The organism is Luteibacter sp. (assembly GCF_051958795.1).
Classification (GTDB): domain Bacteria; phylum Pseudomonadota; class Gammaproteobacteria; order Xanthomonadales; family Rhodanobacteraceae; genus Luteibacter.
Map to the genome: position 1 here is coordinate 13735 of NZ_JBQCFT010000244.1, position 14168 is coordinate 27902.

The 14168-nt window shown below is 67.5% G+C and carries 6 protein-coding genes; all 6 read left to right on the top strand.

Annotated features, from left to right (window positions below; all coding sequences use genetic code 11):
• Positions 1–33 precede the first annotated feature (33 nt).
• The 6 genes from zipA (at position 34) to treZ (ending at position 14050) form a co-directional block, all read left to right on the top strand.
• A complete protein-coding gene (zipA, locus tag ACTHLF_RS12205) occupies positions 34–1134 on the top strand; it encodes a cell division protein ZipA (protein WP_440327617.1) in 1101 nt (366 codons plus the stop codon).
• Between the two features lie 268 nt (positions 1135–1402).
• Positions 1403–4675, top strand: coding sequence for a maltotransferase domain-containing protein (locus ACTHLF_RS12210; protein ID WP_440327618.1), 3273 nt, complete (start codon positions 1403–1405; stop codon positions 4673–4675).
• A 3-nt stretch (positions 4676–4678) separates the two neighbouring features.
• Complete coding sequence (gene treS, locus ACTHLF_RS12215) at positions 4679–7996, top strand: maltose alpha-D-glucosyltransferase (RefSeq protein ID WP_440327619.1); 3318 nt, start codon at positions 4679–4681, stop codon at positions 7994–7996.
• Positions 7993–10179, top strand: coding sequence for a 1,4-alpha-glucan branching protein GlgB (gene glgB, locus ACTHLF_RS12220; RefSeq protein WP_440327620.1), 2187 nt, complete (start codon positions 7993–7995; stop codon positions 10177–10179). The genes treS and glgB overlap by 4 nt, the downstream gene beginning before the upstream one ends.
• An 11-nt stretch (positions 10180–10190) precedes the next feature.
• Positions 10191–12299 (top strand): glycogen debranching protein GlgX, encoded by a 2109-nt coding sequence (gene glgX, locus ACTHLF_RS12225; protein ID WP_440327621.1) that lies wholly within the window; start codon positions 10191–10193, stop codon positions 12297–12299.
• The gene (treZ, locus tag ACTHLF_RS12230; protein WP_440327622.1) at positions 12296–14050 is read left to right on the top strand and encodes a malto-oligosyltrehalose trehalohydrolase; all 1755 of its coding nucleotides are present in this window, start codon (positions 12296–12298) and stop codon (positions 14048–14050) included. The genes glgX and treZ overlap by 4 nt, the downstream gene beginning before the upstream one ends.
• Positions 14051–14168 lie beyond the last annotated feature (118 nt).

A 14168-nucleotide genomic window follows, 5' to 3' on the forward strand; every position in this document is an offset into this window, starting at 1 on the left:
TCGCATTAGCGTCACCAAAGGAATTACCGCGTCATGAATCCCGCCATCGGCCTCGCCTGGAACCCTGCCGTCGGCATCCCGATGCTCTTCGTGGGCATCGTCGTGCTCGTGCTGATCTGGCTTTTCGGCCAGCCGCGCAAGGAGCAGGGCCGGCGCAAGCCGATGCCGGAGCAGCCCGAGCCGCGGCGTGAGCGCCGTGAGCCGGTGTTTGGCGGTGAAGCCGCGGCAGACGCCGATCCCATGTCCTTCAGCGCCCGCGACGAGGAGCGTTTCGACGAGCGCTTCGACGTGCGCGACGAGGCGCCGGCCGTCCGCGACGAAGACTCCAACGACCCGCTATTCCGCCCCTCGCCGAAGCAGGGTGAGCTGGATGTCGACCTGCGCGCCGAGCTCGAGCGCCTTGGCGCGTCCCTCGCTGGCGAACGCAAACAGGCCGCTCCGGCCGCCGAGCCCGCCGCTGAGGCCCAGCCGCCGCGACCCGCGCAGCGTACGGAACCGCGCCTCGACCTCGACCTGCCCTTCGACCTGGATGAGCCGGCACCGGCCCGCCCGGCGGCCGCGGCACCTGCGCCGCGCCCCACGCCTGCTCCCGCACCGGTGGCGGCGCCGGCTCCGGCTCCGGCTCCGGCGCCCGTGCCGCCCAGGGCGCCGCCGCGTTCGGATCTCGGCCGCCGCCCGCTGAATGCCCCTGTCGAGCGCATCGTCAGCCTCTACGTCGTCTCGCGCGAGGGCCAGCGGTTCCAGGGTTCCGACCTGGTCGTGGCCGCCGAGAAGGCCGGCCTCGAATTCGGCGACATGGGCATCTACCACCGCCTGGTGGATGGCCACCCCGAGAAGGGCCCGATCTTCAGCGTCGCCAACCTGGTGAAGCCGGGCAATTTCGACATGGCCCGCATCGCCACGTTGCAGACCCCGGGTCTTTCGTTCTTCATGGCCCTGCCGGGCCCGGTGAACGCGCTGGACGCGTGGGACGCCATGCTCCCCACCGCCCAGCGCCTGGCCGAGCTGCTCGACGGGCTGGTGCTCGACGAGGAGCGCAACGCCCTCGGCCGCCAGCGCATCGCGCACATCCGCGACGAACTCCGCGGCTGGGACCGCGGCCACGAAGGCGAAGAGATCAAGTTCGGCCAGTAGCCCGAACTGCGTAGGAGCCCACCCTGTGGGCGACATCTTTCGCCAAAGCCTCACCAAGGCTGGGGCTCTTCCGCGAACGGCGTCGCTCACAGGGTGAGCTCCTACAAGTGGGTCGCAACGCGCAAATTTGTGCGCTGTCGGCCCGTATTCACGAAATAGCAACACCACTCTGCGCCAATGTCACTGCTTCGCGTGTCCGGGTTCATTGGCACGATGCACACATACGGCCCGGCATGCTTGTGTCTTACCCCTAGCGGAACACGAGGCAATGTCGGCCAGCACCCGCGCGCCATTCTGCATTTATTACCTCCATCCGCTGCTTGCCGGCCCGATGACGGGATGGAACGCGTGGATCGACCATGCCGCTGCGCTGGGCTTCCGGCAGCTGCTCATCGCGCCGCCGTTCGAAACCTCGCCCGCTGGCGACGTTTTCGTCACACGCGATTTCGACCGGATGAACCCGGCGCTCGCGGCCGATGGCGATGCCACGACCCGTATCGAACAGATCGCAAAAGCTTGCCGGGCGCGCAACCTCGAGCTATGGCTCGACCTGCCGCTCGACGAACTGGCATCCGATGCGCCAGTGCGCGCCCAGAACCCCGGCTGGTTTCGCGCGGTGGCCACCGACCACGGCACGCCGGATCCACGCTGGACACCGAGCGAGAGTGACAGCGCGCGCTGGCGGTTGAACGACCCCGACGTCGCGCAGGCCGCGACGCAGTGGTGGGTACAGCGGCTGCGCGCTTGGGCGAAGGCGGGCGTGCTTGGCTTCCGCGTGCTGCATCCGCAGCGGCTGCGGGCCAGCTTGTGGAAGACGCTGGTGGATGCCGTCCAGACGGAATCGCCGGGTGTCAGCTTCATCGCATGGACCCCGGGCGATACGCCCGACGAAATGGCTGCGCTCACCGGCGCAGGATTCGATGCGGTGGTGAACTCCGCTGCCTGGTGGGATTTCCGCAAGCCATGGTTCGCCGAAGAGGCCGCGCGATTGAGTGCGGTCGCGCCGGCGCTCGCCTGCACGGAAGCCCCGTTCGCGACTCGCCTGGGCGACGAGCTCGGTGAGGAAAACCAGCTCGACCACGCGTACCGCCGGGCCATCGCCTTCGCGGCGACTGCGCCCGCCGGGTGGCTCATGCCCATGGGCTTTGAATATGCCGTGCACGACGCCCTCGACCCGCGGCGTGGTGCGCCCACGACGCCGAGCGCGATGGGCGAGCGCGCGGCCGCCGACCTAACCGATACGGTGAAAGCGGCCAATGCCGCCGTCGGCGAAGACGTCCCCGCAGCGCCGCTGATTACCGTGCACGGCGGCATCGCCACATTCCTCACCGTGGCAGGCGCGGATCCGCGCACCGCCGCGCGAGCCACCCTGACGCTCGTCAACGCATCGCTCGATCGCGAGGCGCTGGTGACCGCGGGCGAGGCGCTCGCCGGAGCGGCCAGCCATTTCGCGCCCTGGACGACTGTCGACGGGCGCAAGGTATTCGACCAGGGAGATAGCGTGGTTCTCGATCCAGGTGCGGTACTCACATTGTCCGGCGTCCCCGCGACGCCCGCGAAACGCAAACTCGGCGCTTCAGCGCAGAAAGAGGCGCTCGGCGCCGCGACGAAAGCGCCACGCGTCGCCGTGGAAAACGTGCAGCCCGCCGTGGATGGCGGTGCGTTTCCCGCCAAGCGCATCGTCGGCCAGCCGGTGACCGTCACCGCCGATATCTTCGTCGATGGCCACGAGGTGCTCGCGGCCCGCCTGCGTTACCGGGCGGTCGATGAGAAGGCATGGCACGAGGTTGTCCTCGAGCCCGTCAATAACGACGTCCACACGGCGACGTTCACGCCCACGCGCATCGGTCGCCACGAATTCCAGATCGAAGCCTGGCACGATCCGTACGGCAGCTACCACCACGAGCTGGAGGTGAAGCACGCCGCAGGCGTGGACGTGAAGCTCGAACTCGAGGAAGGCCGGCTGATGGTCGAGGCGCGCGCGAAAGACGCGTCGGGTCCGAAGGCCAAGGCGCTGCGCAACCTGGCGGCGGCGGTGGCGAAGGCGGACGGCCCGGAGCGCATCGAGTTGCTTCTCGCCGCGAGCAGCGTGGAGCTGATGGCCTTCACCGACCCACGTACGCGCTCCACGGTGACGCAATCCTTCCTGCTCGAAGTCGACCGCCGCGAAGCCATGTTCGCAAGCTGGTACGAGCTGTTCCCCCGCTCGATGACCGATGACAAGGCGAAGCACGGCACGTTCCGCAACACCATCGCGCGCTTGCCGGCCATTCGCGACATGGGCTTCGATGTCCTGTATTTCCCGCCGATCCACCCGATCGGCAAGGCCTTCCGCAAAGGCCCGAACAACACGCTGACGCCCGGGCCCGACGATCCGGGCAGCCCGTATGCGATCGGCTCGCCCGACGGCGGGCACACCGCGATCCATCCGCAACTCGGCACGCTGGAGGATTTCCGCGCGCTGCGCGACGCCGCGCACGAGCACGGCCTGGAGCTGGCCCTCGATTTTGCGATCCAGTGCTCCCAGGACCATCCGTGGCTGAAGGAACACCCGGAGTGGTTCGACTGGCGCCCCGACGGCAGCATCAAGTACGCCGAGAACCCGCCCAAGAAATACCAGGACATCGTCAACGTCGATTTCTACGCCGACGGATCGATCCCGTCGTTGTGGCAGGCCCTGTGTGATGCGGTGCTGTTCTGGGCGGGCGAGGGCGTGCGCACGTTCCGCGTCGACAACCCGCACACCAAGCCGTTCCCGTTCTGGGAATGGATGATCGGGCGCGTACGTGCGAAGTACCCCGATGCGCTGTTCCTGTCCGAGGCGTTCACGCGGCCGAAGCCGATGTATCGCCTGGCCAAGGTGGGTTTCAGCCAGTCGTACACGTATTTCACGTGGCGCAATTCGAAGCAGGAGTTCGTCGACTACCTGACCGAGCTGACGACCACGCCGCCGAAGGATTTCTTCCGGCCTAACTTCTTCGTCAACACGCCCGATATCAACCCGTACTTCCTGCAGACGTCGGGGCGGCCGGGCTTCCTGATCCGCGCCGCGCTGGCGACGACGCTCTCCGGACTGTGGGGCATGTATTCCGGGTTCGAGATCTGCGAATCCGCGCCGCTGCCGGGCAGGGAGGAATACCTCGATTCGGAGAAGTACGAAATCCGCATCCGCGATTTCGATGCACCGGGCAATATCGTCGCCGAGATCACCCAGCTCAACCGGATCCGCCGCGCCCACCCCGCGTTGCAGACCCACCTCGGCGTGCGCTTCCTGCCTGCGAACAACGACCAGGTGCTCTTCTTCGAAAAGCGTAGCGGCGACGACGTGGTGCTGGTCGCGATCAGCATGGACCCGCACAACGCCCAGGCCGCCGACCTCACCCTGCCGCTGGGTGACTGGGGCTACGGCCCCGACGACAACCTCGATATCCACGACCTTCTCCATACCCAACCCATCGCCTGGCGCGGGTCGGCCCAGCATGTGTGGCTCGGCCTCGGCCAGCCCTATGCGGTCTGGCATGTGCGGCTACCCGGAGTCTGATCCATGGCAACACGCGGCAAGGCCAGCAAGAACGCAAAGGCACCGGAGTTCTCGAAGGACCCGCTCTGGTACAAGGATGCGATCATCTACCAGGTGCACCTGAAGTCGTATTTCGACGCCAACGACGATGGCGTGGGCGATTTCCAGGGCCTTATCGACAAGCTCGACTACATCGCCGACCTCGGCGTGAACACCCTGTGGCTGCTCCCGTTCTACCCGAGCCCGCGGCGCGACGATGGTTACGACATCGCCGAGTACAAGGCGGTGCACGAGGATTACGGCAAGCTCGCCGACGCCCGGCGCTTCATCACCGAGGCGCACAAGCGTGGCCTGCGCGTGATCACTGAGCTGGTCATCAACCACACCAGCGACCAGCATCCCTGGTTCCAGCGCGCCCGCGCGGCGAAGAAGGGCTCCGCGGCGCGCAATTTCTACGTGTGGTCCGATACCGACCAGGCGTACGACGGCACGCGCATCATCTTCCTCGATACCGAGAAGTCGAACTGGACCTGGGATGCGGTGGCCGGCCAGTATTTCTGGCACCGCTTCTTCTCGCACCAGCCGGACCTGAACTTCGATAACCCGGCCGTGCTCAAGGCGGTGATGGAAGTGATGCGGTTCTGGCTGGACATGGGCGTGGATGGCCTGCGCCTCGACGCGGTGCCGTACCTGATCGAGCGCGAAGGGACCAATAACGAGAACCTGCCCGAGACGCACCAGATCCTGAAGCTGATGCGCGCGGAGATCGACCAGCACTACCCGGACCGCATGCTGCTGGCCGAGGCCAACCAGTGGCCCGAGGATACCCAGGACTACTTCGGCAACGGCGATGAATGCCACATGGCGTTCCACTTCCCGCTGATGCCGCGCATGTACATGGCGATCGCGCGCGAAGACCGTTTCCCCATCACCGACATCATGCGGCAGACCCCGGCGATCCCGGAGAACTGCCAGTGGGCGATCTTCCTGCGTAACCACGACGAGCTGACGCTCGAGATGGTGACCGACAACGAGCGCGATTACCTGTGGCAGACCTATGCCGCCGATCGCCGTGCCCGTATCAACCTTGGCATTCGCCGCCGCCTCGCGCCGCTGCTCGAGCGTGACCGTCGCCGCATCGAACTGATGAACTCGCTGCTGCTGACCATGCCCGGTACGCCCGTGCTGTATTACGGCGACGAGATCGGCATGGGCGACAACATCCACCTGGGTGACCGCGATGGCGTGCGCACCCCCATGCAATGGTCGGTGGACCGCAACGGCGGCTTCTCCCGTGCCGATCCGGCCAGCCTGGTGCTGCCGCCGATCATGGACCCGCTGTACGGCTTCCAGGCGATCAACGTGGAAGCGCAGCAGCGCGACCCGCATTCGCTGCTCAACTGGACACGGCGCATGCTCGCCGTGCGCAACCGCTACAAGGCGTTCGGCCGCGGCACGCTCAAGTTCCTCTACCCGGGCAATCGCAAGGTACTGGCCTACCTGCGCGAGTTCGGCGGCGAGCACGTGCTGTGCGTGGCGAACATGTCGCGTACCTTGCAGGCCGTGGAGCTGGACCTTGCTTCGTTCGATGGGCAGGTGCCGGTCGACATCGTCGGTGGCACGTCGTTCCCGCCGGTGGGCCAGCTGCCGTACCTGCTGACGGTGCCGCCGTACGGCTTCTACGCCTTCCAGCTGTGCCCGAACGCGCAGATGCCCGAATGGCACGAGGTGCCGGCCGAACCGCTCCCGGACTACGAGACCCTCGTGGTGCGTGGCGCGCTGGTCGAAGGCCCGGTGATGGAGCACCACCGCGGCGTGATCGAAAAGCAGGTGCTGCCGGGCTACCTGGCCGTGCGCCGCTGGTTCGCGTCGAAGGATCGCGGCATCGAATCGGTACACGTGGTGTACGCCGCGCCGTGGCCCGATCGCGGTGACGACCTGATCCTGACCGAGGTGGAAGCGACCCTGGCCGATGGCGGCAAGGAACGCTACAGCCTGCCGGTGGGCATCGCCTGGGAAGACGATGCCCCGCATGCGCGCGCGCAGCAGCTGGCACTGGCCCGCGTGCGTCGCGGCCGCCGCATCGGCCTGCTCACCGATGGTTTCGCGCTGCCTGAGTTTGCCTCGGGCCTGCTCATTGGCCTGCGCAACGGCACGCAGATCCCGGTGAACGGTGGATCCGTACGCTTCGAGAAGACGCCGGTATTCGACGACACCGAGTTCGATACCAGCATCGAGAGCCGCTGGCTCGCCGGCGAGCAGTCGAACAGCTCGATGATCCTCCACGATGCCGGCGTGCTGAAACTGTTCCGCCGGACATCGGCCGGGATCAATCCCGAAGTCGAGATGAGCCGGTTCCTCACCGAGCATGGCTACGCCAACACCGCCGCGCTGCTCGGCGAAGTAGTGCGCGAAGGGGCGCATGGCGAGCGGACCACCATCGCCGTCCTGCAGGGCTTCCTGCGTAACCAGGGTGATGCGTGGCGCTGGACGCTCGATTTCCTCCGCCGCAGCTACGACGAGTTCAGCCATTCGGTCGATGAGGCCCGCAAGGCGGAGATCGAGGCCGGCTACGATGCGTTTGCTGCGGCGGTCGGCACGCGCCTTGGCGAGCTGCACGCGCTGCTCGCCCAGCCGTCCGGCTTGCCCGCGTTCGATCCGGAGACGGCGACGGCCGCGATCGCCGATGGCTGGCGGGATGCCGTGCGCGTCCAGGTGGGCCGTGCGCTGCTCGCCGTGGATAACGTGACGGAGATGCCCGAGGAACTGCGTACCGACATCGAGTCCCTGCGCGGTCTCGCCGGCACCCTCGAGGACCGCATCGGTCGCCTCGCAAAAGCGGGGTCGGGCGCGGTGCTCACCCGCATGCATGGCGATTTCCACCTGGGCCAGGTCCTGGTCGTGCAGGATGACGCGTACATCATCGATTTCGAGGGCGAGCCTGCACGCTCGCTCGAAGAACGCCGCGGCAAGGGCACGCCCCTGCGCGATGTCGCCGGTTTCCTGCGTTCGCTGGATTACGCGGCGGCGATGGCCCGGCGTGGCGAAGATGGGTTCGCCCCCGTCGAGGACCCCGGCTTCGTCGATTACCTGGCGCGCTTCCGCGAGCGTTCTTCGCGCGTCTTCCTGCAGGCCTACCGCGAGGTGCTCGACGCCGCGCCGGCCCCCTGGGTGAGTGCGGAAGCGCTCGCACCGCTGATCGAACTGTTCGTGATCGAGAAGGCGGCTTATGAAGTGAACTACGAGGCGGCCAACCGGCCGGGCTGGCTCGATGTGCCGTTGCGCGGCCTGTTGCACGCCGCCGAAGGCCAGACCGCCCGGGAACTGGAGGAGGATACGTGATCGATCCACGCAACCATGGCCTCGCTGACGCCGCCGCCCTCGACGCACTCGTCGAGGGCCGGCATGGCGATCCGTTCGCGCTGCTCGGCCCGCATGATGTTGCAGGCCGGCGCAGCGTCCGCACCCTGCAGCCCGGTGCGCTGGCCGTCGAGGCGATCGATGCCGGCGGCCACGTGCTGGCGGCCCTGCACAAGGTGCACGATGGCGGGCTGTTCGCCGGCTTCGTGGATGGCGATGCGCCGTACCGCCTGCGCGTGCGCTGGCCCGCCGCGGCGCATGACACGCACGACGCCTACGCGTTCGGCATGCAGCTCGGCGAGGAGGACCTCGGCCGGCTGTCGGACGGATCGCATATCGAGCTGTTCCGTTGCCTGGGCGCGCATCCGGTCTGTATCGACGGCGTACACGGCGTGCGTTTCGCGGTCTGGGCCCCGAACGCGCAGCGGGTCAGCGTCGTCGGCGACTTCAACAGCTGGGACGGTCGCCGCCATCCGCTGCGCAAGCGCGTGCCGGCCGGCGAGTGGGAGCTGTTCGTTCCTGGCCTTCTGCCTGGTGCACGTTACAAGTACGAGGTGTGGGGGGCCGATGGCTCGCTCACTCAGCGCGCCGACCCGGTGGCGCTCGCCGCCGAGCTGCCGCCCGCGACGGCGTCCATCGTCGCCGACCCCGAGGCGTTCCGCTGGACCGATGACGAGTGGCTGCGCCGGCGCGGCGCCCTGCATCACGCCGGCTCGCCGATCTCGATCTACGAACTGCACCCCGGTTCATGGCTGCGTGGGCGCGACGGTGCGGACCTGCACTGGGACGAGATCGGCGAACGCCTGATCCCGTATGTCGCAGGCATGGGCTTCTCGCACATCGAGTTACTGCCGGTGTCCGAACATCCGTTCGGTGGTTCCTGGGGCTACCAGCCGCTCGGCCAGTTCGCGCCGACATCGCGATTCGGCACGCCCGAGGCGTTCGCGCGCTTCGTCGACCGCTGCCATGAGGCGGGTATCGGCGTCATCGTCGACTGGGTCCCCGCGCATTTCCCGACGGACATCCACGGCCTGGCCCACTTCGACGGCACGCCGCTCTATGAGCATGCGGACCCGCGCGAAGGCTTCCACCAGGACTGGAACACCCTGATCTATAACCTCGGCCGGAACGAGGTCTCGGCGTTCCTGGTCGCCAGTGCGCTGGCCTGGCTGGAGCGCTTCCACATCGATGGCCTGCGCGTCGATGCCGTGGCGTCGATGCTTTATCGCGATTACTCGCGCAAGCACGGCGAGTGGGTGCCGAACATCCACGGTGGCCGCGAGAACCTCGAGTCGATCGCGTTCCTGCGCCGGGTGAACCAGTTGATCGCCGAACGCCACCCGGACTGCATGACCATCGCCGAGGAATCCACCGCGTGGCCCGGCGTCACGAAGCCGGTGGGCGAGGGCGGGCTGGGTTTCACCTTCAAGTGGAACATGGGCTGGATGCACGACTCGCTGGAGTACATGTCGCGCGATCCGATCCACCGCCGCTGGCACCATGGCGAGATGACCTTCAGCATGATCTACGCGTACTCCGAGAAGTACGTGTTGCCGCTGTCCCACGACGAAGTCGTGCACGGCAAGCGCTCGTTGCTGGGGCGCATGCCCGGCGACGAGTGGCAGCGCTTCGCCAACCTGCGCGCTTATTTCGGTTTCATGTGGGGCCACCCGGGCAAGAAGCTGCTGTTCACCGGTGGCGAGATCGCCCAGCCGCACGAGTGGAACCACGACGCGCAGATCGCCTGGGAACTGTTGGACGCGCCGCTGCACCTCGGCATGCAGCGGCTGGTGCGTGACCTCAACCGCTTCTTCGGCGCCACGCCCGCCATGCACGCATGGGTCTCCGACCCCCGCGGTTTCCGCTGGGTGATCGGCGACGACGCGGACCAGAGCGTGTTCGTGTGGCTGCGCTTCGCCCCGGATGGCCGGCCGGTGCTCGTGGTGAGCAACATGACCCCTGCGGTTCGCCATGGCTTCCGGATCGGAGTGCCCGAGGGTGGGCGCTGGCGTGAAGCGATCAATACCGATGCGGCCGACTACGGCGGCTCGGGCATCGGTAACGAAGGCGAGCGCCACGCCCAGGCCGTGCCTGCGCACGGCCTCGACCAATCGCTGGTCCTTAGCCTGCCACCCCTTGCCACCGTGATGTTCGTGGCTGACTGACGAGGAACGCGATGCCCGCACTACCCGAACGCATGCAATCCGGATCGCCTTATCCGCTTGGCGCCACCTGCGATGGCATGGGGACGAACTTCGCCGTGTTCTCCGCCCACGCGGAACGCATGGAACTGTGCCTGTTCGATCCGTCCGGCAAGCGTGAGATCGCGCGCTACGACCTGCCCGAGTGCACCGACGAGGTGTGGCATGGCTACCTGCCGCGCGTACGCGGCGGCACGCTGTACGGCTTCCGCGCGCACGGCCCGTACGCGCCGGAGGAGGGGCACCGCTTCAACCCGAACAAGCTGCTGCTCGATCCTTACGCGCGGCTGCTACACGGCCAGGTCCGCTGGTCGGATGCCCTGCATGGATACCGCGTGGCGTCGCCGCGCGCCGACCTGTCGTTCGACCGCCGCGACAGCGCGGTCGCCATGCCCACGGCCGTGGTCGTGGATGAGCCCATGCACTGGACCCAGGGCAACCGGCCGCACACGCCGTGGAACGAGACGGTGGTGTACGAGACCCACCTGAAGGGCTTCACCCGCAACCTGAAACGCATCCGCCAGCACGAGCGGGGTACCTTCATCGCGCTGGCCGACCCCTATGTGATCGACTACCTGGTGAAGCTCGGCGTGACCGCGGTGGAACTGCTGCCGGTGCACGCGTTCCTGCAGGATCGCCGGCTCACCGAGATGAAGCTGCGCAACTACTGGGGCTACAACACCCTGGCGTTCTTCGCCCCGGAGCCCGCGTACCTCGCCGAGGGCGCGCTCAACGAGATCCGCGCCGCGGTCCAGGCGCTGCATGCCGCCGGCATCGAAGTGATCCTCGACGTGGTCTACAACCACACCTGCGAAGGCAGCGAACTGGGGACGACCATGTCGTTCCGCGGCCTCGACAACAAGAGCTATTACCGGCTGATGCCGGATAACCCGCGTTACTGCATCAACGACACGGGCACGGGCAACACCGTGAACACCGCGCACCCCCGGGTGCTGCAACTGGTGATGGACTCGCTCCGCTACTGGGTGAACACCTTCCACGTCGATGGGTTCCGCTTCGACCTGGGCGTGAGCCTGGGGCGCGAGGAAAACGGGTTCGATCCGAACTGCGGCCTGTTCGATGCGATGCGCCAGGATCCGGTCCTCGCCAACGTGAAGCTGATTTCCGAGCCATGGGACATCGGGCCGGGCGGCTACCAGCTGGGCAACCACCCCCCGGGCTTCGCGGAATGGAATGGCAAGTTCCGCGATGACCTGCGCAAGTTCTGGAAGGGTGACTCGAACATGCGCGGCATCCTTGCCGGCCGGCTGCAGGGCTCGGGCGAACTGTTCGACCACCAGCGGCGCAAGCCCTGGGCGTCGGTGAACTTCCTCACCGCGCACGATGGTTTCACGCTCGAGGACCTGGTCAGCTACAACGACAAGCACAACCTCGCCAACGGCGAAGACAACCGCGACGGCGGCAACGACAACGAAAGCTATAACTACGGCGTGGAAGGTCCGACGGAGGACCCGGCGATCCGCCTGGCCCGCGACCGGGTCAAGCGCGCCATGCTCTCCACGCTGTTCTTCTCGCACGGCACGCCCATGCTCCTCGGTGGCGACGAGTTCGGGCGCACCCAGGACGGCAACAACAACGCGTACTGCCAGGACAACGAAATTTCCTGGTACGACTGGAAGCTCGCGACATCGGACCGGGGCAGGGAACTGACCGACTTCGTCGGCCGGCTGACCCGCTTGCGTGAGCAGCACCCCACGCTACGCGCGGCGCATTTCCTCCGTGGCGATACCGAGGTGTTGCCGGGCGTGCGCGAGGTGGCCTGGTTCGATGAAAGCGGCGCGGAGATGACCCTGGAAACCTGGGGTTATACGGAAGGGCGCCTGCTGGCGCTGCGCCGGGCACAGTCGTATGCCGAGAAGCGCGCGGACGTGACCTTGCTGCTGATCAACGCGACGCCCGAGATGCATGTGTTCCACCTCCCGCAGCCGGGCGTCGCGTGGCGCCGACGCTGCGACAGCGCGCAGCCCACGGCCAGCGAGGTCGCGTGGACCGAGCCCACGATCGAGGTCGAAGGCCGCAGCGTAGTCTTGCTCGCTGCCACGGTGAGGGTCGAATCGCCATGAGTGCCCGGTTCGTCCACGCCATGCCCTACGGCGCGCGGCCCCTGGGCGACGGAGGCACGCGCTTCCGGCTGTGGGCGCCGGACCTTGAGACCGTGACGCTGGAGTGCCAGGACGGCCATACGGCCGAGATGCGCGCGCTCGACGACGGCTGGTTCGAATGCATCTGCCCGCGCGGCGCGGGTTGCGCGTACCGGTTCCGGATCGGCGAGGATCTCGCCGTGCCCGATCCGGCGTCGCGCCGGCAGCTCGACGGTGATGTGCATGGGTACAGCCTCGTCGTGGACCCGGCGGGCTACGCATGGCAGAACGCGGCATGGCAGGGCCGGCCGTGGCACGACGTGGTGTTGTACGAACTGCACATGGGCGCGCTCGGCGGTTTCGCTGCCGTGGAGCGCATCTTGCCGCAGCTGGCCGCGCTCGGGATCACCGCGGTCGAGCTGATGCCGATCGCCGAGTTCGCCGGGTCACGCAACTGGGGTTACGACGGTGTGCTTCCGTATGCGCCCGCGGCGGCGTATGGCACGCCGGATGAGCTGAAGGCATTGATCGATGCCGCGCATGGCCTTGGCCTGATGGTGTTCCTCGACGTGGTGTACAACCACTTCGGCCCCGAGGGCAGCTACCTGCATGCGTACGCGTCGGGCTTCTTCGACGGCGAGGCGGATACGCCCTGGGGTTCGGCGATGGCCGTTTCCACGCCGCAGGTCGGCGACTTCTTCGTCCACAATGCGCTGTACTGGATCGAGGAGTTCCAGGTCGACGGCCTGCGCTTCGACGCGGTGCACGCCATCGCTAATCCCGGCTGGCTCTCGGCACTGGCGGCGCGCGTGCATGCCGCCGTCGGTTCACGCCGCCAGGTCCACCTGGTGCTGGAGAACGAGGCCAACCAGGCCAACCTGCTGGGCCGTGGCCGCTTCGATGCCCAGTGGAACGATGATTTCCACAATGCGCTGCACGTGCTCCTGACTCGCGAGCGAGAAGGCTATTACGCGCCCTACGCCGACGCGCCGATGGAGAAGCTCCTGCGCGTGTTGCGCGAAGGCTTCGCATTCCAGGGCGAGAAGTTCGGCGAGCGGCGTCGTGGCGAATCGAGCGCGCACCTGCCGCCCGCGCGCTTCGTCAACTTCCTCCAGAACCACGACCAGGTCGGCAACCGTGCGTTCGGTGACCGGCTGACCACGCTCGTCGAGCCGGAGATTATCGAGGCCGCGCTCGTCCTGCTGTTGCTTGGCCCCTTCGTGCCGATGCTGTTCATGGGCGAAGAGTGGGGCAGCCGCACGCCGTTCCAGTACTTCACCGATTTCCCGGACGAGGCGTTGCGCACGGCGGTGCGCGAGGGGCGGCGCAAGGAGTTCGCCGCCTTCACCCACTTCAGCGGCGATGCCATCCCCGCTCCCGGCGACGAGCAGACCTTCCGACGGTCGGTGCCCCGGCCCGACCCCGAAGCAGGCGAAGCCCGGCACACCCTCATCCAGCGCCTGCTCAGGCTGCGTGCGAAGCACGTGGCGCCGCATATCGACACGGCCGCCAGCAAGGCTGCGCACGCGGTGGGCGAACGGGCATTCGTGGCGTCCTGGGCCCTCGGCGGCGGTACGCTCAGCCTGTTCGTTATTTTCGGTGACGGCGATGCGCCGATCGACCGGCCTCCGCCCCCCGGGGGGGCGGGGCTCCCCGGCGACGCCGCCGATATCGCATCCCTTGCGCGCGGGCTGTTGCCCGCACGACGCGCCCTTGCCTGCCTGGAGTCCTGACCGTGAACGCCCCCCTCGACGATCGTCTCGCACTGCTGGCGGAACAGGCTGGCGTCGATGTGCACTGGCGCGACGCGCTGGATCGTCCCCAGGTTGTGCCCGCCGATACGTTGCGCGC